This window comes from Ekhidna sp., assembly GCF_964218185.1.
Lineage (GTDB): Bacteria > Bacteroidota > Bacteroidia > Cytophagales > Cyclobacteriaceae > Ekhidna.
In genome coordinates, this window is record NZ_CAXPLV010000008.1 from 213,388 (window position 1) to 235,241 (window position 21,854).

Below are 21,854 nucleotides of genomic sequence, written 5' to 3' on the forward strand. Positions count from 1 at the left end.
TTTTTGTCAGGACATATTATGCGTATTATATTATGAAGACCTGGTGAAGGATCGATATGTCCTCCGTGACCAGAGGTGGGTCATACTCCGCGAGTTGTCCATTTTCCTCATCAACAGAAAAGAAATCAAGGTATGAGACTACAAATGCTGCGACAAACTCAAAACTGAGAGCAGTTTGTTCAACACTCGGCTTAAACTCATCCTCTACCTCAATGGTGAGGTATTCGTTTTCACAGCAAGGCGACTTATCCAGATAGGTTTTCCCATCTGACTTTCGTTCACACTCCTTATCCATATCTGCCATACCACAGTCAAGATGCTCATGTCCAATCATCAATTTAGCTTCTACTGCCAGACCCCCACAGAAGTGAGTTCCCACAGCAAAGCCCAGATGACTTGTTAGCATCAGGAGTGCAAGCGATATGGAAATAACCTTTTTCAACCTAACAAATATACGAAAAGCAAAAAGGAAGGATTTACAGAATTATGGAAGAGAGTTATATGATTTCTTTTCAAACCCAATTACAATCCATACTAATTGAGCCTAAATCACTCGGTTACCTATTCGGTTACCATAACAAGAGAATGATTTATAACTAATTGATAATCAATATATAAAAATGAAGGTTCATGTTCCTCCGAGTTCACAAAAAGGCTAGCGTTTGCTAGCCTTTTTTATTTCTGTGCATGGTAGCCCTAGCTATTTTCTTAAAAAACTGTCGCTAAAAGGCACTCTTTCACCATTTCCATTTGGTCAGCAGTATATTGTTTTTGCTGTGCACAAAGGCCAATGTATGTGTTTTGACTAATCCGTGAGATTTTAACATCCGACGTATCATCCTGATGATGATAATAGTTGGTTGTCTTTGTCAACTTGTCAATACCATGGACTTTGTCAAGAGATATGACTCGTTGCTCGCAATCCGGACTTTCTTTTGATTTGAATAGAAAAGATCTATCCGTGGTATCCAGAATGAACACGAAGCTGTCAGGAGCTAGTTCGCGTAGTGCGTTAACTTTTTGATGAGTATCAGATATTACCATAGTGGTGCTTTTAAATTAAAATAATCGGTGATTTTATTTTAACTCAGCATATCACTAAAGTAGACATCAAACAGGTTTAAATGACTTAAGGTAAATACGGCTCTTTAATTAGTAATTATACCTAATAATCAGACACTTATGAGACCAAGATTCATCGCCTTTTTTATCAATTCTGCCATATTTTTCGCATGCAGTTTCTTCATAATATTACCTCTATGAGCCTCAACGGTCCGCTCACTTATAAATAGCTTATCAGCTATTTCCTGACTTTTCAGTCCGTCAGATATGTCGTTTAATATCTCAAGCTCTCGCTTTGTGAGCTGGACGCTCTCTGACTTTTTCTTCTCCTTCTTGATCTCTTTGTAAGAGTTGAGTGCGGTATCAATAACCTCCCTGCTAAAGAATTTTCCTCCTTCTATCACTTTTTCGATGGCAATCAAAATCTCATCTGCCACACTATCCTTTACCACATAGCCCGCTATGTTAAAATTCAACCCTTCCATCACATACTCTTCGTCTTTGTACATACTCAGAATAATGATTCTAATATCAGGATACTTTTCTCCAATCACTTTAGATGCTTCAAGACCAGTCATTTCAGGCATGGAAATATCCATCAAAATGATATCTGGAGTGTTTCCCTCAGCCAGTGCGTCAATAGCTTTTGCCGCACGATCATATTCGCCAATGATATCAATGGACTCGTCCATGTCTATGATACTTTTTACGCCCTTGCGTACAAGCTCGTGATCTTCGACCAGAAATAGTTTAGTCTTTTTCATTGAATGGAATTTTAATGCTTATGAAAGTACCCGAACCTTTTGAGGTATCAATATTACACTCGGCATTTAAAACTTCAGCTCTGAACAAAATGTTTTGAATACCGTGATGAGAAGTGCCCTCAGTATAATCTCCAATCTCAAACCCAACGCCATCGTCTTCGATCGTCATTTGCAGGTGATCCTCAAATCCATAAAGCTGGATAGAAGCATTTTTGGCTTGGGAGTGTTTGATAATATTTGAAATATTTTCCTGTGATATTCTGTAAATATTCACCTTGTGTTTCATGTCGAGCTCCGGCAGATCTTCGGCATAAAATTCAAATTTAATATTGGAACTATTGCTGGCTTGATCTACAATTTTTCTGAGGCACACCTCAATTGGAAAATCGCTCAGTAAAGTCGGCAAAAGACCGTCCGTCACCTTCCTCATTTCATCCAGAAACTGATCTACCATATCCACAAGCTGCTTACCTGTTTCTCCCTTTTTCACCGATAATTTGATCATGTTGGCGATCTGTCCTACGCCATCGTGCAAGTCCCGAGCAATTCTCTCGCGCTCCTTCTCCTGCCCCTCAATAAAGGAAAGTAACCTCCGATTCTTTATATCTTCATTGGCCTCCCTAATCCTAACACGCTCGGTGATATCCTTAAAGAAAAAAAGCGTGTACTCCTCATCCAGAGACACGTTGTGAGAGTAGAAATCACCATAGACCCGATCGTCTCCCGCCAGCATCAGTTCTTTTTCCGAAGCGTCTTCCATCCCCACAATATCCGAATAGTCGCCTCCCTCTCCACATACAAAGTGGATGACTTCTTTGATGTTTCTATTGACAAGTTGGTCAAAAGATTTATCAACAATGTCCTCTACAACTGAGTTTGTGTACTTAATCGATCCCTCAGCATCTAGTAAAAAAATCGCCTTGTCTATGGAGTTGATGATAGCCTGAAAAAGCTCACTATTTTCTTTTATTTTTTTCTCCGCCTGTGCTTTAAAAAGCGCAACGTCGATATTAGAAAGTAGCTCAGCTTCATTAAATGGCTTGACTACATATCCGTATGGCAAGCTGAATTTTGCTTTTTCTATAGTCGGCTCATCTGTAAGAGCTGTCAAAAAGATAATTGGTATGTCCTGTCTCTGCTTGATTTCAAAGGCTGCATCGATCCCATCGGAATTGGTCTCCATCATGATATCCATCAAGATTAGATCAGGCTTTTCCTTTGACGCAACGTCTACAGCTTCTTTTCCAGAGTAGACGGAAACAACAGCGTGCCCACCCGATTCCAGTGCATGTTTAATGTGTTGGTTGACAATAAGTGAATCTTCAGCAACTAAAATTTTTCCCATAGTTAGTTTTGGACATTTAACAATTTATAAGATTTTGCCACATATTACAATACGAAATATGGCTGAGTGCTAAGAAACGGTCTAGAAATGAAAGAGCTATTTGTTATTTCAAAAAATCCATCGCTATCCAACTATATTTTCATGCTGGTGAAAGAAATCGTGCCCAATAGTTGCTCATTGGCTCCTGAGTTTTCGACCAATCTTGATTTGGTAATAGTTGACTCTGACACCACTTCACCACAGGAGGTAATTCAGTATGGGATTAAATCACCCATTGTACTGTATGCCAATGAAATCAAGCCATTGATCATTCAGTATACAACTATTCTCGACATAAACGGAATTATATCACTCAGTATGGAGGCAGATGACATTTTAAAAACTATGAGGTCTGCTTTTGAGAATGATATTTTTTACAATGAGGCAATGATCGCCATGCTTTTTTCAAATAAAGCAAATGACACGGCTGAGCGTATTTCGTCTCTTACTAGTCGGGAAAATGAGATTTTACAGTTGATGATGAAAGATATGACAAATGAGGAAATTGCTGAAAAGTTGGATTTGAGCGTACGAACTGTCAATGCTCACAAGGGTAATGTAATGCGAAAGATAGGCGCAAAAACCACCAGCGGTCTCATTCAAACGCTGCTGGACTACTCCCCAAACTTTAAAAGCTCACTGTAAAGCCATTATTTTCTGTTGTTACTATTTTGCCGTTTAGCTGTTTCACAAACGTTTTAACGAGCGAAACCCCTAATCCTGTGCTTCGCTGCAAAACATCTACCGGTATTTTAGCCCCATCATTTACCACCGTTAGAGAGTAAAGATCATCCTTTTTCTTAAAGATAATTTCGATCTTGCCCCCCTTGCGATTTACAAATCCGTGCTTAATAGCATTACCAACAAGCTCGCTCACCACCAAGCCAATAAGCAGGGCTTTTTCCACGTCTAGAATAATATTATCGGATTCAACTTTGATTTTGATACCCGTCGTTCCCTGAATAATCTGAAGCTTGCTGGAAATGCTTTTTAAATATTCCCCAATGTCTATCTCCGACACATTATCGAATGTATAGAGATTGTCATGAATGACAGACATGGCTTTTATTCTCAAGTTGATTTCTTCAAAAATGACTTTCGATTTATCATCTTCCAGCTCATAGGATTTTAATGCCAGGATTGATGAAATCAATTGCATATTGTTCTTTACCCGATGATGCACCTCCTTGATAAGCACGTTCTTCTCATCCAGCGAAGACTCGAGCTGCATTTGAAGCTTCTTATCGATTGTGATATCATAAATCACTCCTACCATACCACGAAGCTTGCCGTTATGATCACGAAGGATTCTTGTGAAAGATCGTAGGTACTTCACTTCATCCTGTATGTTTAGTCGCATTTCTCCCTCCAGAAAGTTTATTCCTGAACGAATCAAACGAAGACCCTCAGTTACAAACTCTTTGTCAGAGTCAACAAAGTTTGCCTGAAGTTCCTTGAGAGAAAGAGGCTCTTTGGTGTTGGTAAAAATGGCATACATCTGGTCTTCCCAAAAGATTTCATCTGTCTCTCTATCATATTCCCACACTCCAAGATTGGCTATCTCTGTGGCTAGCAAAATCCTGTCTGTAAGCCGCTTTATTTTCTGTTCTGCAAACTTCTGTTCGGTTATATCCTGTACCGTTCCGATCATTTTCACGACCTTCCCCCTCTCGTTCTTTATCATCTTACCGCGACCAGAGATCCACTTGATCTTACCTGTTCGTAAATGCTTTATTCTATAGATATGAAAAAAATCTTTCCCCTCCCTAATACATTTTTCAAGCTTAGTTGCGAACTCAGTAACGTCTTCCGGATGTATAAGCTCTTGAATAACTGAAATGTCTCTTTGATCTTTAGAAAAACCCATCATCGCCACCATTTCGTCAGATGGTTCAAAATCACCTGTCAACGTTTCATATTCGTAATTGGCGATTTTTGAAATCCGTTGGGACTCCAGCAACTTAAACTGACTCTCTTGCAGTTTTTGCTCCGCTGCTTTTAGATCGGTTACATCGAGCATTCCGGTAATGGATCTTTCAAAGTTTCCGTTTTCGTCATATTCGGCAACAGCAGAAAGAAGAACATTCATCAGCTCACCTGATTTTTTCCTATACTTATATTCTACATTCTTTACAGATCCTTCAGAAAAAAGCTTCTTGAGATTTCCTGCAACAGCACTCATAGAATCTTCTGATAGAAAGTCCACAGGAGTCTTCCCAATCACTTCATTTCGCTCATAGCCCATTTTCTCCAGCCAGAAATCACTCACACTTACGATCTCCAGTTTTTCATTGATGGAGTGCATCATCACCGGTGCTTTGTTGTAGATATTCCTATACTTCTTAAGCGATTTTTCCAGTGCCATCTCGATCTCTTTTCGGGTGTTGATGTTCTGCCAGGCTATAACAGCTCCGAAGGGTGTATCCAGCGGGGTAGCCCGCATGTTATACCAAATACCATCTCCTAGTTTCACTTCATGATCCAGCACCCTGATCTCCTGACTGAGAATAGACTCCAGGCCACTTCTTAAGAAATCACTATTATCAAGAAACTTAATGAAGTCAAATACTGACTTGCCAATACTCAGCTCAGAAAAAGACCGGTTCTTCACATATGCCTTCAGGTTTTTATTGATACTGATCACTATTCCACTTCCATCTACCACTAGTATAGCCTCATCCAAAGCATCCAGAACACCCTGCTTTAATGCCTCTTCCTGCTTGATCTTCTCTTCAGCTTCAATATTTTCAGTAATATCCTCTGTGATATAGACCACATTGTCCAGTTCATTTTTACTGTTGAACAATGGGTAATATTTGATTCTGTAGTGCCTGGAATCACCAGAGTGAGTTAGGGGAATTTTCGTAGTTACCTCACCACTTAGTCCACTGAAAGCACGATTGATCGTATCTATTTGGGATTGTTTAGTGAAGAGGTCATTCTCATGAATATTAAACTTACCTATATACTCATTTAGATCCACCTGCCAATACTCTTCACACTTTGAATTAGCAGCTATCAACAACCCATCTTTATTATAAATTGAAATGGCATAGGGAGCCTCGGTAATCATCTGCTTATACCGCTGTTCACTTTCTTTGAGCTGCAATCTGGCATTTTTCTGATCAGAAATGTCCAGCATCAGTCCCCTCAAAATACGGGGCTCACCGTCCATTTTAACTACCTCTACCAAATCACGAACCCAAATCAAACTACCGTTTTTATGAACTATTCGATATTCAAGCTGATAATTATCAACGTCAGAGGCCTTATGCCTTTCATATGCAATTACATGCTCTTTATCATCTTCATAGATTCGTGACTGCCAAAAACCCTCTTTCAACCATTCATTTTGAGGAAAACCAAAGAGTTCCTTCACTTTAGGACTGATATAGGAAAATGTCTGCGAACCAATATTGGTCTCCCACACAACAGCGTTTATATTCTCAATCAAAATTCGATAGCGATCAGCATCCTGTTGCTGCTTCTCACCTTCTGCAATTTTATCAGTAATGTCAGCAAAATTCGAAATTCCACCCACCAGTTCGTTCGCGTCGTTGTAGATAGGGGCAGCATTCACAGAAAACCACCGCCGATGGCCATTTACGATAGCTCCCTGAATGCGTGACGTGATTACTTTCTCATGATTCAGAACTGCATATAGTGAATGATCCTGCTTCCGAAGTGGTTTACAATCCTTACCAAATTGATCCCATTGGAATGATTCATAATGTACACCAACAAGATCCGATTCATTTTTAACACCAAGGAGTTTAAAGGAAGAGGCATTGGCATAAATGACAATTCCGGAAAGATCAACCTGGATCACACCAAATGGCATGCTTTCCAAAACATTTTTATGTGATATTTCTATTTGACTTTCCAAGAATTTTAGCTGGTAGTGAAAATTTTCGTCACTTATAAATTTATCAGAATAAGGTGAAAGTATCATGGACTCTCCAGACAGATTCAAATATTAAGCATTTTAACTAAACCAAATTCCACACTAACACGGGGTGTCATTCCTTGCTAAAGTTGGTCTATTTGTAATCGAAAGCGAAACAAAACATACAGATTAAAGGGTAGAGTTTATTTAGCTCCCCTCATAAGAGTACAGTGCGTTAAAGCAGTGTGATTAGGTGATTAGGTGCCTCCATCGAGGTACCTTTTTTTATGTTCAAAAACTTTATTTAGATCGATTCTAAATAGTACATTTGCCGAAAAACAAGACTATGCGATATATAAAACTATTATTACTCTTACTAACGATAGCCTGTACAGGCACTACAGAAAATAAAGAAGAATCAGGTTCAGAAGCAGTTTTGAACGTATACTCTCACAGACATTATGATGCTGATAAAGCTGCATTTGAAAGATTTACCGAAGAGACCGGAATAAAAATAAATCTGGTAAAAGCAGGTGCGGATGAGCTGATCAGCAGGTTGGAAATGGAAGGTGAGAACTCCCCCGCGGATGTGCTCATTACTGTAGATGCAGCTAAGCTAAATCGTGCGAAAGCTATGGGGCTACTTCAACCAGTTGAAGCCAAGACTAACAATGATGATAAGTTTATTGATAGTGATAAAACCTGGTATGCAATCACTTATAGAGCCAGAGTAATAGCTTACGATAAAGAAGATGTGGACGTAACAGAGCTTTCCACCTACGAAGACCTTGCTAATCCGAAATGGAACGATCGAATCCTTATCAGATCTTCGAGCAGTTCATACAATCAGTCTCTTATGTCATCAATTATTTATGAAAATGATGAAGAAACTGCTCGTCAGTGGGCATCTGGAATTGTAGAAAACATGGCTCGTGAGCCTAAAGGCGGAGACAGAGATCAGATTAAAGCAATCGCATCCGGAGTGGGTGATATTGCCGTTGTGAACACTTACTATGTTGGCTTGCTCTTAAACTCTGACAACCCTGAAGAAGTACAGGCAGGACAAAGAGTAGGAATTTACTTCCCAAATCAAGACGGACGAGGCGGCCACATCAACATCAGTGGCGTTGGTGTGACTAAAAATGCACCTAACAAAGCCAATGCAATCAAGTTCATTGAGTTCTTGACAAGTGAGGAAATTCAAAAGTTCTATGCCTCTACTTCATTTGAGTATCCCGTGAATAAAAATGTAGCTCCAGACTCAACAATTGCTGCATGGGGAGACTTTAAAATTGATAATCTGGACTATGCGAAAAATCCGGATCTTCTAGATCAGGCTATCAAAATATTTGATGAAGCTGGCTGGAATTAAAAGACCCAGGCACCTTTATTGGCGACTCGCTACTAATATCATCCTTGCAGTACTACTACTGCCTTTGATATTGGTGGCGAGTCGCTCCTTTATGCTGGACACCTCAAATCTGAGACACATTGCTACCAGCGTACTTCCACTTTACCTATGGAATACCTCCATCCTCGTTCTCGGCACTTCTATTCTCACCCTGATCATCGGTGTTGCCACAGCATGGTACGTCACAGTTTATGATTTTCCTTTCAGAAAACAATTTGAGTGGATATTAATCCTTCCACTCTCCATCCCCACATTTATCAATGCGATAGCATACGTAGGGTTAACAGACTATGCCGGACCAATTCGGATATTGATGAGATCGCTTGGAACTGATATTTACCTGGATGTAATGAATCATGCAGGAGCCATTTTTGTAATGAGCCTTGTGCTCTATCCGTACGTTTACGTTACCTCCCGATCGGCATTTCTACTCCAATCAGCCTCCCTAATTGAGGTTTCACGATCATTGGGACAACCGATGAGCAAAACATTCAGAAAGGTGGTGTTGCCTCTCGCCTGGCCAGCCATCTTTGCGGGGCTTATACTGGTCATCATGGAAGTCCTGAATGACTATGGAGTAGTTTCATATTTTGGCATCCCTACCTTCACTGCTGGCATTTTTCGGTCATGGCTTGCCTTAGGTGATTTATCAACGGCCATCTTCCTCTCTGTAATCGTGCTCATTTTTGTTGTCATCCTTTTGGTCGTTGAATTCAGAGCGAGCAGAAACAAAAAAATCACACATGATAAAGCTGAAAGAACTTTCACAAGGCTTAAACCATCTAGGAAATGGTTGATGTTTTTAGTGTGTTTAATGCCTGTACTATTCGGATTTCTAATCCCTGTGGCTCAGCTAAGCTGGTGGTTTGTACTTGCTTATTCACGTAACATCTGGACTCAACTAATTGAGTTGGCCGGAAACACTGCATTACTTGGTACCATATCCAGTTTAATCGTCGTATCCTTAGGAATAGTTCTTGCCTATACTTTTCGGTTAGTAAATAAAAGAGGATTCAGAAAGGTCATCTCTAAATTGCCCATGCTAGGGTACGCTATGCCTGGGGCTGTGATTGCTGTAGGTATCGTAGCATTTATTTTATATGTCAACCCTAACTGGATATATGCTGGAACAATTGCCCTCATTTTTGGGTATACTGTTCGGTTTTTTGCAGTGGGATATGGCTCTATAGAATCTGGTCTCGAGAAAATTCCATCGCAAATTGATGATGCGGCTGTTTCTCTGGGAAGCAATTCGTTTCGAAATCTTTTTAAGGTTCATCTACCTGTTCTCCGACCCGTACTGCTTGGAGCCTTGATCATGGTTTTTGTGGATGTAGCAAAAGAGCTTCCACTTACGTTGATACTTCGTCCCTTCAACTACGAGACACTAGCCACAAATGCTTTTCAATATGCCAAAGACGAGATGGCTCCAAGGGCAGCATCTCCAAGCTTGCTCATTATTTTTGCAAGCGCAATCCCCGTTTACTATCTAAATCGAATTTTGCACAGAAAGTGATATTGAGAGCAGAACATATCAGTAAAGAATTTGAAGGCAATCGAGTATTGAGAGATGTCTCGCTCCAGGTGCAAAAAGGGGAAATACTATCACTTACTGGTGAAAGTGGGTGCGGTAAAAGCACACTGCTACGCATCATTTCCGGATTGGAAATACCGGATAAAGGAGCCGTATACTTTGATGATAAGGAAATCACTTCCTGGAAACCAGAGAAACGGAAATTTGGGTTTGTGTTTCAAAACCTTTCTCTCTTTCCGCATCTCACGGTAAAAGACAACATTTTCTATGCGCTAAAAAGGAGTGATAAAGAGGCCGCTAAACTGGCGGAATTGCTTGAAATGACGGGGCTTGCCGGTCTGGACACCAGATACCCCCATGAGCTATCAGGTGGACAGCAGCAGCGAGTGGCGCTGGCCAGAGCATTGGCAATCAACCCGAGATTACTCATTCTGGATGAACCATTTAGCAGTCTGGATGAGCTATTAAAAGCAAAAATAAGAGAAGAGATTTTTGATTTGCTTCGATCATTGGAGATCACAACAATTCTAGTTAGTCATCAGGCATCAGATGCTTTCCTAATCGCAGACAAGCTAGTGGTGATGAAACATGGAGAGATTCAGCAAACAGGCACTCCCTCAGAAGTATATCAGCATCCTGTTTCGCCATATGTTTCAGAATTTTTTGGTGCGAGTGTAATACTAAACGCAAAATCAATTGATGATACAAAGGCTGAGACCCCTTTTGGTACGTTGAAAATCCAAAATGGGAATAAGAGCAAACTTCAGCTCTTCATCCGTCCGGAGAATATCGAAATTTCAACGCAATCGGATTTCAATCTTACTGGTGTGATCAGAAAAAAGGAATTTAAAGGGCCCCATGACGTGTTAAAAATAGGCACTTCAAGTTCTGAGGATCTGATAAGCCTGGAAACCGAACGGGTGACCCAAAATGTGGGCGATACCGTGTACCTAAAAGTTCCAGAGGAGAAAATTCAGATTTTTAAATAGTGTTCGCTCTTCCCTAATGGCTGTTCGATTTTGTACAAAAGCCCAATCAAATAATATTATAACTTACTGATAAACTGATTGTTACAATTATTGGCACGCACTTTGTAAAACTACAAGCATGGCGACCAACCGAACCAACATACGATTTAATCGCACTTTGCTCATACTGCTGGGCATCCTCCTAGCGTGTCTACTTACACTCAATGCAAAATCACTTTATTCTGCTGATTTGCTGAGTGACCCGACCAATACTTCGACAGTGGACAAAACCTCCCCCAAAACCTTTTTTGACAAAATCGAAGCGATCAACTTTAAGAGTTTTACGAAAAAAATTTCATCTTTAAAGTAAACTTTTATGGAAATGACAAAAAGGCTCTTTAGATCAAATGACAGAATGCTTGGTGGCGTATGTGCCGGAATCGCAGAATACCTGGGATGGGATCCAACACTTGTCAGAATCGCCTACATAATCCTTTCGATTGCAAGCATTGGATTTCCAGGAATGCTCGTCTATATAATCCTCTGGATTATAATGCCGCCTAGGTACTAGGCTTTGTTGTAAAAGTTCATCCAGCGATCAGGGAGCTCACCTTTCAGAGCCAAATCATAATCACTGTAGTTGCAGGCAATCATTCTATTCCGATTGAAAAGTCCTTCTGCTTCTGGATTTGGTACCTCCATCCACCAGCGCTCTGAGAGTTTGCTCTTATAAAAACGAATGGTTTCCGGGTCTCCCCCTAGGTGAACTTCGTACATGAGATAATCATTCGATTTAAAGTTTTTATCTCCCTTTCTATGGTAATATCCTTCAATGAAGTACCAAATCATGGTGCTTAATACAAAGGCAGTTTTTCGATCTTCAGAGTCGCGGGAAGCGTTGTAGTTGTAAAAGCCAACCGAACTCATTTTCTCATTCTGGCCAGCATACCAGGAAAGCTGGCAAGCTTCTTCTCCTGTAAGTCCATAAACCTTTGAGTTGCTCGCCCCAGGTGAATAATGCGCCTGCAACGCAGATAAATCAAATGACATCATATCGGCATCCCTTACCATCGGCTCAATGTCTTTTATATTTTCCTTTACTACACCAAGTCTCACAGACTCAAAAGATAGCTGCTCTAGTAACTCAATAGACTTTTGATTGGTGAGGTAGCTTTGATACGCCAGATGGTAATAGCTGAAAAGAAAGTTGGGGCTATGTTTAAATATCCGATTGACATGACTTTTGGAGGGAGCTCCATCGTCAGACAAATCAATTTCATTGTCAACATTCAGTACTGAGATTAATTTCTCTGTGGTTTCGTATGCATAATATTGACCAAGATCTAAATCATGACTCCCGCCGAAAAGCACAGGAATGATGCTCTTTTCCATCAAGTAAGCACATACTTCTTTGAGTCTTAAGTAAGTATCTTCAAGGGTGGGTCCATTCCTGAAATTGCCCAGATCTATTATTGCATAGTCGCCAAATCCTTTTTTAAGCTTATACATCTGCTTTCGGATCTCATCTGCTGATGATTGGTCAGCTTTTTCATCTTCACCACGGTATTCAGTTAGTCCGATTAAAGCGATATCCATGCCCTCATGATCAGGCATTTTATGTCTGTTTATGTAAATAGATGACTGGAATGATGTTGGGTCTGAATCTACATCAACCTCAGTGGGATTAAAAAAGAGTTTTAAGTCCATGAGGCTAAGATAGGTATAGTCACAAAATGAATACAGACAGTAGAATAACTATCTTATAGTCAATCCAAACGTCTCTGTATCATCACCAAGCTCAATAAGGATTGTGTAGGTCCCTGGACTAAAATCAATCAACTTATTTAGCTCAATGACCTCTGAGTTTATCAATACATCCAATGAATCATTTATGACAACCCTCACTCCATCCATATTCGATTTTCTAATTAGTGTCGCTTTTAGATCCTCCGTAAAAACAGGTTGACCACTCTCGTATGAAACAGACTTTTCAGAAAATACAACACTGGCGGATCGTTCCGTTACTTTTTTCTTTTTGGTCTCACCATTTGTCAATAAAACAACGACTAGAATAATAATGAACTTAAACATGACTGAATCTTTATTTGATTAATTGAGATCAAAATTAGATTCCACATCAAGCTTAGACAGGAGTGAAATACGGAATATGAATTATACGGGTATTACTTATCACCAAACAAAAAAGCCTCGCATCTCTGCAAGGCTTTTAATCTACTGCTGGCTAAACTTATCTTATAGTAAACCCAAAAACCTCTTCATAATTTTTTCCCTGAATAAGGACTGTATAGGTGCCTTCAGAAAAATTGATAAGGTCTGATAGCTCTACCTGATCTGAGTCAGTGAAGATATCAACGGAATCATTGATGAAAATTCTAACCTCATCAGATTCAAATTTATTTAGAGTGGCATCCGTATCCTTTGAAAAAACTGGCTGACCACTTTCAAAATCTATTGCTGGACTGGAAAATTCGATAATGGGCATACTTTCCACTCTTTCAGATGGTGTGTTTTCTTTTAGGGAATCTCCCCAAAAAGCAACGGCAAGAACTAGGATGAACTTATGCATTGTATAGTGTATTTTTCTTATTGAATTACACTACAAAATTGCAAATCAATTCAGCATCAGAAAGGAGTCTAATACCGAAATTGAACTAGGAAAAATGCGTAGTTCCTAAATCATAGGACACAAAAAAAGCCCCACAGTAGGTGTGAGGCTTATTTTAGATATTTGTTTCAATTACCCACCGAAATCATCGAATCTGATGTTTTCGTCAGGAATTCCAAAATCTTCTCCCATTTTCTGAACGGCCTGGTTCATCAATGGTGGCCCACAGAAATACAGCTCGATCTCCTCTGGATTGTCATGTTTGCTCAGATAGTGATCTATTACTGCCTGGTGTACAAACCCGGTGAACCCATCACCCTCATCTTCCATACTATTCTTTGCCTTCCAATTGTCCTCCTCCAGGGGCTCAGAAAGCACTACGTGAAACTGGAAATTCGGGAAATTTTTCTCTAGATCGTAAAAGTGGTCCAGGTAAAATAACTCTCTCTTGGAGCGACCACCATACCAGTAGCTTACTTTTCTACCAGACTTCAATGTTTTGAACAAGTGATAAAGGTGTGACCTCATAGGTGCCATACCTGCACCTCCACCTACATAAAGCATTTCTGCGTCTGATGGATTGATGAAAAACTCTCCATAAGGACCTGAAATAGTCACCTTGTCTCCGGGTTTCAATCCAAAAATGTACGAAGAAGCAATCCCAGGATTCACATTCATCCAGGTATTTTTTGCTCTATCCCATGGTGGAGTAGCTATACGAACGTTTAGCATGATCTCACGACCTTCTGCAGGATAAGAAGCCATTGAGTATGCTCGCTCTATCGTCTCATCATTTTTCATTTTCAGATCCCACAGACCAAACTTATCCCACTCAAGCTGGAATTTCTTTGGATCATCATGCTCTTCTGGGTGAGCTGTGATGTCAATGTCTTTAAAGTCTACCTCACATTTTGGAACCTCAATCTGGATGTATCCTCCAGCTTCATAGTCCATTTCTTCAGGTAGCTCTACTACAAATTCTTTGATGAATGAAGCTACGTTCCAATTTCTCACAACCGTAGCTTCCCATTTCTTAATTCCAAAGATCTCCTCTGGAATTTCAATCTTCATGTCATTCTTCACCTTCACCTGACATGCAAGTCTTACGTTTTCTTTCTGTTCAGTTCTGCTTAGGTGACCCACCTCTGTAGGGAGTACATCTCCTCCTCCTTCGAGCACAGTGCACTTACACATGGCACAGGTACCTCCACCACCACATGCTGATGGTAAAAAAACACTCTTTTGAGAGAGGGTAGAAAGTAATGTCGATCCGGCAGTGGTAACCATAGGATTTTCCGAATCGCCATTTACGGTGATTTTAACCGGACCGGACTGAACAAGCTTAGATTGCGCCACCAGCAGGATTAATACCAAAAGAAGGATTAATACTGTGAAGGCGATGATTGAAGTAATGACAATTGAAGACATAAGTCTAAAACCTTTTTATTTAAAAAATCAGGGCAAATATAGCTTATCTCGCATACCATACTCACCGATAAATAGAACCTTTTTTATATCCTAAACTCCTAACACATAGTGTCAGAAAATGTTATCTCATTCAAGCATTTTCAAAAGCATAGTCAAGCGAGATTTTAGTTGTCGCCTGTCCACTATGAAATCCAAGAATCCATGATCCAACACAAATTCTGAACTCTGGAATCCCTTTGGCAAATCCTTTCCAATCGTCTCCCTGATCACCCTTGGACCTGCGAAACCGATTAGAGCTTCAGGCTCAGCGATGTTAAAATCTCCAAGCATTGCATAAGAGGCAGTAACACCACCGGTAGTTGGATCAGTCAAAAGAGAGATGTATGGGATTTTCGCTTCTGAAAGTAGCGCAAGCTTGGCAGAGGTTTTAGCCATCTGCATCAAAGAAAATCCTGCTTCCATCATTCGTGCTCCACCCGATTTTGAAATCATCAGGAAAGGAATCTTATTCTTCAATGAATAGTCAATTGCCCGTGCAATTTTCTCCCCCACTACGGAACCCATAGAACCTCCAATGAAAGCAAAATCCATGCATGCCACAACGATGTTGATTCCGTTCATTTTGCCTGTAGCACTTCGTACCGCATCTTTCAATCCAGACTTTTTCTGAGTCGCGCTAATACGATCAGGGTATTTTTTAGTATCCTGAAACTTCAATGGATCGCCTGAAGTCAGGTTTTCATCTAGTTCAGTAAACTTGTTATTGTCGAATAATATTTCGAAATACTCTTTAGATCCAATCCTAACATGGTAATCATCATCTGGACATACATAGGAGTTGTTTTTCAACTCGCGCATGTGAATGATGCTGCCGCTAGGAGTTTTATACCAGAGCCCGTCAGGGACTTCTTTCTTATCTTCTGTCTTTGTGAGTATTCCTTTGTCTTGTCGCTTAAACCACGCCATTCGAATTCTTTCTCAGTGAATGGGCAAAGCTAAATGATAATTGCTAAAAGGGGTGCTTGAATTTGCCCATCAATTTTTAAATAATCAGTGATTTATTTCACTTCCTCATAATCCACATACTCTCCTCCAGAAAATCCTCCGCTTCTTTGCGATTTGCTATTCGGTACATCATCAATATTGAGATTGCTGTTGCGTGCACGTCTGGAGGAGCGTTGATAGTGCTGGTGCTGACCAAACTCCTGATGTCTGGTGAAGCCTCTGAACATCCCCGAAAAAAGGAAATTCGTGACTCTGTAAAAAACGTACCCAATCAGGATTAATATGATTATTACTTTCAACATGCCTATTAAACCTATCGACTTAAGTACAAGTTTCGCTCAGCATAAATTTCCATGAAATAATCATCCATGAGGTCATCGATGAAGTAAATCGCCTCTCCTGTCGATTTCATCTCCGGACCTAATTCCTTATTTACATTCGGGAACTTGTGAAAGGAGAATACCGGCTCCTTGATAGCATATCCCTTTTTGTAAGGTTTAAAATCAAAATCTGTCACTTTATTTTCCCCTAGCATCACCTTAGTTGCATAATTCACATACGGCTCCCGATAGGCTTTACAAATAAATGGTACAGTTCTGGACGCTCTTGGGTTTGCTTCGATGATGTACACCTTATCATCTTTCACCGCAAACTGGATGTTGATCAGACCAACGGTTTCAAGTGCGATTGCGATCTTCTTTGTGTAATCTTCAATCTGACGAATCACCAGGTCTCCTAAGTTGTATGGAGGAAGTACCGCATAAGAGTCTCCAGAGTGAATACCGGCAGGCTCTATGTGCTGCATGATACCTATGATATACACATTCTCACCATCGCAAATGGCATCAGCCTCTGCTTCAATCGCACCCTCAAGGAAATGATCCAATAGAATCTCTCCGTCAGGCTTGTCCTTCAAAATATCAACCACATGTTGCTCAAGCTCCGTCTCATTGATCACGATCTTCATGCTCTGTCCGCCCAGAACATAACTTGGGCGAACCAGCAATGGAAAGCCTAGCTCCTTAGAAAGCTCAACGGCATCCTCGGCGGTTTCAATGGTTCCGTAAAGTGGGTATGGAATATTTTGCTCCTTTAGAAGATCTGAGAATCGACCTCTTGCCTCGGCCAGATCAAGAGCTTTAAAGCTGGTTCCAATGATCTTAATACCATAACGTTCTAACTTCTCTGCCAACTTCAATGCAGTCTGTCCACCCAGCTGAACGATGACTCCTTCTGGTTTTTCATGGAGGATGATGTCATATATATGCTCCCAGAAAACCGGCTCAAAGTAGAGCTTGTCTGCCACATCAAAATCTGTGGAAACAGTCTCCGGGTTACAGTTGATCATAATCGTCTCATAGCCACACTCTTTAGCAGCCAGAACTCCATGCACACATGAGTAATCAAATTCAATCCCCTGACCAATTCGGTTGGGACCAGAACCTAGAACAATTATTTTCTTTCTGTCCGAAACCTCTGATTCATTCTCCTCCTCGAAGGTTGAGTAATAATAGGGTGTCTGAGCTTCAAATTCTGCCGCACAGGTATCCACGAGCTTATACACTCGCTTGATTCCAAGGTCATTTCTTTTCTTATAAACTTCACTTTCCAGACATCCTAATAAGTGAGCAACCTGTCTGTCCGCATATCCCTTTTGCTTGGCCTCCATCAAGAGTTCTTTCGGAATTGACTCAACTTCATATTTTCCAATTTCCTTTTCCAATGTAATCAACTCCTCAATCTGGTTTAGGAACCATGGGTCAATCTTGGTAAGCTTGTGAATGGTTTTGAATGGAATGCCTAGTTTAAAAGCATCATAGATATGGAATAGTCTGTTCCAGCTTGGATTCTCCAAACTATGCAAGATTGCTTCCTGATCTTTCAGCTCACGCCCATCTGCACCTAGCCCATTTCTTTTTATCTCCAAAGACTGACAGGCTTTCTGCAAGGCTTCCTGGAAATTTCTCCCGATTCCCATGGCTTCTCCTACTGACTTCATCTGAAGACCCAGCTTTCGATCTGAACCTTTGAACTTATCAAAGTTCCAGCGTGGTACTTTAACTATTGTATAGTCGATTGCCGGCTCGAAGAATGCCGAAGTTGTTTTCGTGATTTGATTTTTGAGTTCATCCAGATTGTAACCAATCGCCAGCTTGGCAGCAATCTTTGCAATAGGATATCCGGTTGCTTTGGAGGCAAGCGCTGAAGATCTTGAAACCCGTGGATTGATCTCAATTCCAATAATATCTTCAGTGTCAGGATTGACAGAGAACTGCACATTACATCCTCCGGCAAAGTGACCAATCCCATTCATCATCTTCTTGGCCAAGTCCCGCATTTTCTGATATACCGTATCAGAAAGTGTCATCGCAGGTGCAACAGTGATCGAATCACCTGTGTGAACACCCATCGGATCGAAGTTCTCAATAGAGCAGATAATGATGATGTTCCCAAGATTATCTCTCAGCAATTCGAGTTCGTACTCCTTCCAGCCCAGAATACTTTGTTCAACTAGTACTTCGTGTATTGGAGAAGCCTGAAGGCCCGCATTTAATGCATTATCAAATTCATCAGGCGTATTTACGAAACCACCACCATAACCACCTAGCGTATAGGATGGTCTGATCACCAATGGAAATCCAATTTCCTGAGCAATCTCTTTTCCTTTCAAAAACGAAGTAGCTGTTTCTCCCTTACAAACACCGACTCCCAACTCGATCATTTTGTGGCGGAATTTCTCACGATCTTCGGTTGTCTCAATCGCATCGATATTCACACCAATCATCTCCACATTATACTTTTCCCAAATTCCAGCCTTATCACAATCAATTGCCAGGTTCAGGGCTGTCTGACCTCCCATGGTAGGAAGCACCGCATCGATTTGTGGATGTGCTTCCAGGATTTCCCGGATCGATTGTTTGGTTAGAGGCTTCAAGTACACATTGTCTGCCGTAACCGGATCAGTCATGATCGTTGCAGGGTTGGAATTGATGAGTGTTACTTCAATTCCCTCCTCTCGCAAAGAACGTGAGGCTTGAGATCCTGAGTAATCAAATTCGCAGGCCTGACCGATGATGATTGGACCGCTTCCGATAATTAAGACTGACTTGATGTTTGGGTTTTTAGGCATTGGATGAGTGTATTTCCTGTGAGTTAATCAGGTTAAAACAAATTCCGGCAAAATTAAGGTATGAAGGATGGGCGACAAAGGAATTTCTTAATTAGTAATGTGGTTAATTGGTAGGTAAGTCAGAAGGCTGAATATTTGCACCCCGAACATAACCCACAGGAGATGAAAGAAGCATACATTATTGATGGAATTAGAACCCCAATCGGAAACTTTGGAGGAACACTTTCTGCCGTGAGAACCGATGATCTTGCAGCATTAGTGATTAAAGAACTGATGAAAAGAAACTCAGAAATTGATCCATCAGCTATTGATGAGGTGATTATGGGGTGTGCCAATCAGGCTGGAGAAGATAATCGAAATGTAGCCCGAATGGCTTTACTGTTAGCCGGCCTGCCGTTTACTGTTCCCGGTGAAACGGTCAATAGATTGTGCGCCTCCGGAATGTCCGCTATTGTTCATGCGAACAGAGCTATAAAAACTGGAGATGGTGATTTGTTTATTTCCGGAGGAGTTGAAAATATGACTCGAGGACCGTGGGTCATTTCAAAATCTGCCAAACCATTCGGAACAGATGCTCAGATGTATGATTCCAGCTTTGGGTGGAGATTCATCAACCCAAAAATGGAAGAATTGTATGGGACTGATGGTATGGGAAATACTGCTGAAAATTTGGTGGAAATACACAAAATCAGTCGGGAAGATCAGGATGCTTTTGCCTACCGTTCTCAAATGAAAGCTACAGAAGCTCAAAAAAATGGTAGGCTGGCTGAAGAAATTGTTGTCGTAGAAATCCCACAACGAAAAGCTGATCCTATCATCTTTGACAAAGATGAATTTGTAAAGCCAACAACTTCGATGGAGGTCCTGGGCAAGTTGAGAGCTGCATTTAAAAAAGACGGATCGGTTACAGCCGGAAACTCATCCGGTTTAAATGATGGTGCTGCTGCAGTTTTAGTGGCGTCAGAGGATGGTGTGAAAAACCATAACTTGAAGCCACTTGCAAGAATTGTATCTTCAGCAGTTGTGGGTGTAGAGCCAAGAATCATGGGAATTGGCCCTGTTGAGGCTAGTCAGAAGGCACTCAAAAAAGCAGGATTGACTTTGGATCAAATAGACATTATTGAGCTTAATGAAGCTTTTGCCGCACAGTCTCTGGCATGCACACGTACATTAGGTCTTGCTGATGATGACGAAAGAATTAATCCTAATGGTGGTGCAATCGCGATTGGTCATCCACTAGGGATGACCGGTGCAAGAATTACTCACTCAGCGGCACTTCAGCTTCAAAAAACCGGAAAGAAATATGCGCTCTGCACTATGTGTATTGGTGTAGGTCAAGGGTATGCAGTGATTTTAGAAAGGACGTAATATGATCTACGAATTCAACAACCTCCGCCCCGTCATTCATCCCTCTGCATTTATCCACCCACTTGCAGCAGTAACGGGTGATGTAATTATTGGGAAGGATGTGTATGTTGGGCCAGGAGCGGCTATCCGGGGAGACTGGGGTCGCATCGTAATTGAAGATGGCTGCAACGTGCAAGAAAACTGTACCATTCACATGTTCCCCGGCATCACAATTACCTTAAAAGAAAGCGCACATATTGGGCATGGAGCAATTGTACATGGGGCTAATATTGGCAAGAATGTCTTGGTGGGAATGAACGCTGTAATTATGGACAATTCGGAGATTGGAGATGAAAGCATCATTGGTGCGCTGGCATTTATAAAGGCAGATTCAGTTTTTGAAAAAAGGAGTCTTATCGTGGGTAATCCTGCCAAAAAAATAAAGGAGGTTAGTGATGAAATGATCGTCTGGAAAACGGAAGGCACAAAACTTTATCAACAATTACCCAAAGAGTGTTTCGAAACACTAAAAGAATGCGAACCTTTGCGCTCGATCGAACCAAATAGGCCTATTGCCTCGGCGGCCTATAAGACTTGGAACGAATCCAAAAAATAACCAACCATTCTGTCTGAATGAACGAAAAGAATATGCACATTGCCGTTTCCGGAAACATCGGCGCAGGAAAAACCACGCTCACCGAAATGTTGGCCAAGCACTATGGATGGCAGGCAGAGTTCGAATCGGTGGAAGACAATCCGTATTTGGAGGATTTTTATGGGGACATGCATAAATGGGCATTTCACTTACAAGTTTATTTCCTGAATAGTCGATTCGAGCAAATAAGCAAACTGAGAGGTGGTGATAAGACCATCATCCAGGATCGAACTATCTATGAGGACGCATACATTTTTGCAGAAAGTCTTTATAAGCAGGGTTTTTTCAAAGAGCGTGACTACAAAAACTATCGAGCTCTTTTCGATTCCATGATCGAATTTGTGAAACCACCTGATCTTTTGATCTACTTGAAATCTGACATCAGTAAGCTTGTGAAAAACATAGAAACCCGTGGACGGGATTATGAAAACCTGATTCGCATCGAATACCTGAAGAGTCTCAATGAACATTATGAAAATTGGATCGCCAATTATGATGCTGGGAAGCTCTTGATCATCAATGTGACTAATCTGGATTTTGTAAAAAATCCTGAAGATTTCTCAGATATCGTTTTTAAAATTGACACGGAACTTCACGGTCTCTTCAGTTAAAATCTCCTTTTCATATCTGTTAACTTTACAAAAAGAATTTAAG

The 21,854-nt window shown here is 40.8% G+C and carries 20 protein-coding genes; 8 read left to right on the plus strand and 12 right to left on the minus strand.

Annotated features, from left to right (window positions below):
- Positions 1 to 25: 25 nt before the first annotated feature.
- From ACEQZT_RS13650 to ACEQZT_RS13665, 4 genes are all read right to left on the minus strand, one after another.
- Positions 26 to 442, minus strand: coding sequence for a hypothetical protein (locus ACEQZT_RS13650; RefSeq protein ID WP_370090005.1), 417 nt, complete (start codon positions 440 to 442; stop codon positions 26 to 28).
- A 266-nt stretch (positions 443 to 708) separates the two neighbouring features.
- Positions 709 to 1,044 (minus strand): hypothetical protein, encoded by a 336-nt coding sequence (locus tag ACEQZT_RS13655; protein WP_370090006.1) that lies wholly within the window; start codon positions 1,042 to 1,044, stop codon positions 709 to 711.
- 128 nt (positions 1,045 to 1,172) lie between these two features.
- Positions 1,173 to 1,826 carry a response regulator gene (locus ACEQZT_RS13660; RefSeq protein ID WP_370090007.1) on the minus strand — a complete coding sequence of 218 codons (654 nt, stop codon included), beginning with the start codon at positions 1,824 to 1,826 and terminating at the stop codon, positions 1,173 to 1,175.
- The gene (locus tag ACEQZT_RS13665) at positions 1,813 to 3,171 is read right to left on the minus strand and encodes a response regulator (RefSeq protein WP_370090008.1); all 1,359 of its coding nucleotides are present in this window, start codon (positions 3,169 to 3,171) and stop codon (positions 1,813 to 1,815) included. The genes ACEQZT_RS13660 and ACEQZT_RS13665 overlap by 14 nt, the downstream gene beginning before the upstream one ends.
- 87 nt (positions 3,172 to 3,258) lie before the next feature.
- Here ACEQZT_RS13665 and ACEQZT_RS13670 point away from each other — a divergent pair, with 87 nt between their 5' ends.
- Positions 3,259 to 3,855 (plus strand): LuxR C-terminal-related transcriptional regulator, encoded by a 597-nt coding sequence (locus ACEQZT_RS13670; RefSeq protein WP_370090009.1) that lies wholly within the window; start codon positions 3,259 to 3,261, stop codon positions 3,853 to 3,855.
- Here ACEQZT_RS13670 and ACEQZT_RS13675 read toward each other — a convergent pair.
- Positions 3,839 to 7,096: a PAS domain S-box protein gene (locus ACEQZT_RS13675; RefSeq protein ID WP_370090010.1), complete on the minus strand. Its 3,258-nt coding sequence runs from the start codon at positions 7,094 to 7,096 to the stop codon at positions 3,839 to 3,841. The genes ACEQZT_RS13670 and ACEQZT_RS13675 overlap by 17 nt on opposite strands.
- Before the next feature lie 346 nt (positions 7,097 to 7,442).
- Between ACEQZT_RS13675 and ACEQZT_RS13680 the strand changes: the two genes are divergently transcribed.
- From ACEQZT_RS13680 to ACEQZT_RS13695, 4 genes are all read left to right on the plus strand, one after another.
- Positions 7,443 to 8,468 (plus strand): Fe(3+) ABC transporter substrate-binding protein, encoded by a 1,026-nt coding sequence (locus tag ACEQZT_RS13680; protein WP_370090011.1) that lies wholly within the window; start codon positions 7,443 to 7,445, stop codon positions 8,466 to 8,468.
- The gene (locus ACEQZT_RS13685; RefSeq protein WP_370090012.1) at positions 8,449 to 10,023 is read left to right on the plus strand and encodes an ABC transporter permease; all 1,575 of its coding nucleotides are present in this window, start codon (positions 8,449 to 8,451) and stop codon (positions 10,021 to 10,023) included. Before ACEQZT_RS13680 ends, ACEQZT_RS13685 begins: the two co-directional genes overlap by 20 nt.
- Before the next feature lie 2 nt (positions 10,024 to 10,025).
- Positions 10,026 to 11,030 carry an ABC transporter ATP-binding protein gene (locus tag ACEQZT_RS13690; protein ID WP_370090013.1) on the plus strand — a complete coding sequence of 335 codons (1,005 nt, stop codon included), beginning with the start codon at positions 10,026 to 10,028 and terminating at the stop codon, positions 11,028 to 11,030.
- Positions 11,031 to 11,391: 361 nt separating this feature from the next.
- A complete protein-coding gene (locus tag ACEQZT_RS13695) occupies positions 11,392 to 11,580 on the plus strand; it encodes a PspC domain-containing protein (RefSeq protein WP_372530161.1) in 189 nt (62 codons plus the stop codon).
- On the opposite strand, the gene ACEQZT_RS13700 is transcribed toward ACEQZT_RS13695, so the two are convergent.
- The 7 genes from ACEQZT_RS13700 to carB all read right to left on the minus strand — a co-directional run bounded on the left by ACEQZT_RS13700 (position 11,577) and on the right by carB (position 19,198).
- Positions 11,577 to 12,716: a formimidoylglutamase gene (locus tag ACEQZT_RS13700; RefSeq protein WP_370090015.1), complete on the minus strand. Its 1,140-nt coding sequence runs from the start codon at positions 12,714 to 12,716 to the stop codon at positions 11,577 to 11,579. The genes ACEQZT_RS13695 and ACEQZT_RS13700 overlap by 4 nt on opposite strands.
- A gap of 48 nt (positions 12,717 to 12,764) precedes the next feature.
- Positions 12,765 to 13,100 carry a hypothetical protein gene (locus ACEQZT_RS13705; RefSeq protein ID WP_370090016.1) on the minus strand — a complete coding sequence of 112 codons (336 nt, stop codon included), beginning with the start codon at positions 13,098 to 13,100 and terminating at the stop codon, positions 12,765 to 12,767.
- 157 nt (positions 13,101 to 13,257) lie between these two features.
- A complete protein-coding gene (locus tag ACEQZT_RS13710; RefSeq protein ID WP_370090017.1) occupies positions 13,258 to 13,596 on the minus strand; it encodes a hypothetical protein in 339 nt (112 codons plus the stop codon).
- A gap of 171 nt (positions 13,597 to 13,767) precedes the next feature.
- Complete coding sequence (nqrF, locus tag ACEQZT_RS13715; protein WP_370090018.1) at positions 13,768 to 15,063, minus strand: NADH:ubiquinone reductase (Na(+)-transporting) subunit F; 1,296 nt, start codon at positions 15,061 to 15,063, stop codon at positions 13,768 to 13,770.
- 126 nt (positions 15,064 to 15,189) lie between these two features.
- Positions 15,190 to 16,029: an acetyl-CoA carboxylase, carboxyltransferase subunit beta gene (accD, locus tag ACEQZT_RS13720; protein ID WP_370090019.1), complete on the minus strand. Its 840-nt coding sequence runs from the start codon at positions 16,027 to 16,029 to the stop codon at positions 15,190 to 15,192.
- A 92-nt stretch (positions 16,030 to 16,121) separates the two neighbouring features.
- On the minus strand, positions 16,122 to 16,370 hold the full coding sequence (locus ACEQZT_RS13725; protein ID WP_370090020.1) for a DUF4834 family protein: 249 nt from the start codon (positions 16,368 to 16,370) through the stop codon (positions 16,122 to 16,124).
- Between the two features lie 11 nt (positions 16,371 to 16,381).
- Positions 16,382 to 19,198: a carbamoyl-phosphate synthase large subunit gene (gene carB, locus ACEQZT_RS13730; RefSeq protein WP_370090021.1), complete on the minus strand. Its 2,817-nt coding sequence runs from the start codon at positions 19,196 to 19,198 to the stop codon at positions 16,382 to 16,384.
- A 162-nt stretch (positions 19,199 to 19,360) separates the two neighbouring features.
- Between carB and pcaF the strand changes: the two genes are divergently transcribed.
- Genes pcaF through ACEQZT_RS13745 form a run of 3 tightly spaced genes read left to right on the plus strand, consistent with a single transcriptional unit; the run spans position 19,361 to position 21,811 of the window.
- On the plus strand, positions 19,361 to 20,566 hold the full coding sequence (pcaF, locus tag ACEQZT_RS13735) for a 3-oxoadipyl-CoA thiolase (RefSeq protein WP_370090022.1): 1,206 nt from the start codon (positions 19,361 to 19,363) through the stop codon (positions 20,564 to 20,566).
- Position 20,567: 1 nt separating this feature from the next.
- The gene (locus tag ACEQZT_RS13740) at positions 20,568 to 21,161 is read left to right on the plus strand and encodes a transferase hexapeptide repeat family protein (RefSeq protein ID WP_370090023.1); all 594 of its coding nucleotides are present in this window, start codon (positions 20,568 to 20,570) and stop codon (positions 21,159 to 21,161) included.
- Between the two features lie 32 nt (positions 21,162 to 21,193).
- Positions 21,194 to 21,811 carry a deoxynucleoside kinase gene (locus tag ACEQZT_RS13745; RefSeq protein ID WP_370090367.1) on the plus strand — a complete coding sequence of 206 codons (618 nt, stop codon included), beginning with the start codon at positions 21,194 to 21,196 and terminating at the stop codon, positions 21,809 to 21,811.
- Positions 21,812 to 21,854: the final 43 nt, after the last annotated feature.

Coding starts and splice junctions, on each gene's coding strand:
- ACEQZT_RS13655 (WP_370090006.1), bottom strand. CDS start 1,044: ATGGTAATATCTGATACTCATCAAAAAGTTAACGCACTACGCGAACTA.
- ACEQZT_RS13660 (WP_370090007.1), bottom strand. CDS start 1,826: ATGAAAAAGACTAAACTATTTCTGGTCGAAGATCACGAGCTTGTACGC.
- ACEQZT_RS13665 (WP_370090008.1), bottom strand. CDS start 3,171: ATGGGAAAAATTTTAGTTGCTGAAGATTCACTTATTGTCAACCAACAC.
- ACEQZT_RS13670 (WP_370090009.1), top strand. CDS start 3,259: ATGAAAGAGCTATTTGTTATTTCAAAAAATCCATCGCTATCCAACTAT.
- ACEQZT_RS13680 (WP_370090011.1), top strand. CDS start 7,443: ATGCGATATATAAAACTATTATTACTCTTACTAACGATAGCCTGTACA.
- ACEQZT_RS13685 (WP_370090012.1), top strand. CDS start 8,449: ATGAAGCTGGCTGGAATTAAAAGACCCAGGCACCTTTATTGGCGACTC.
- ACEQZT_RS13695 (WP_372530161.1), top strand. CDS start 11,392: ATGACAAAAAGGCTCTTTAGATCAAATGACAGAATGCTTGGTGGCGTA.
- ACEQZT_RS13700 (WP_370090015.1), bottom strand. CDS start 12,716: ATGGACTTAAAACTCTTTTTTAATCCCACTGAGGTTGATGTAGATTCA.
- ACEQZT_RS13705 (WP_370090016.1), bottom strand. CDS start 13,100: ATGTTTAAGTTCATTATTATTCTAGTCGTTGTTTTATTGACAAATGGT.
- ACEQZT_RS13710 (WP_370090017.1), bottom strand. CDS start 13,596: ATGCATAAGTTCATCCTAGTTCTTGCCGTTGCTTTTTGGGGAGATTCC.
- nqrF (WP_370090018.1), bottom strand. CDS start 15,063: ATGTCTTCAATTGTCATTACTTCAATCATCGCCTTCACAGTATTAATC.
- accD (WP_370090019.1), bottom strand. CDS start 16,029: ATGGCGTGGTTTAAGCGACAAGACAAAGGAATACTCACAAAGACAGAA.
- ACEQZT_RS13725 (WP_370090020.1), bottom strand. CDS start 16,370: ATGTTGAAAGTAATAATCATATTAATCCTGATTGGGTACGTTTTTTAC.
- carB (WP_370090021.1), bottom strand. CDS start 19,198: ATGCCTAAAAACCCAAACATCAAGTCAGTCTTAATTATCGGAAGCGGT.
- pcaF (WP_370090022.1), top strand. CDS start 19,361: ATGAAAGAAGCATACATTATTGATGGAATTAGAACCCCAATCGGAAAC.
- ACEQZT_RS13740 (WP_370090023.1), top strand. CDS start 20,568: ATGATCTACGAATTCAACAACCTCCGCCCCGTCATTCATCCCTCTGCA.
- ACEQZT_RS13745 (WP_370090367.1), top strand. CDS start 21,194: ATGCACATTGCCGTTTCCGGAAACATCGGCGCAGGAAAAACCACGCTC.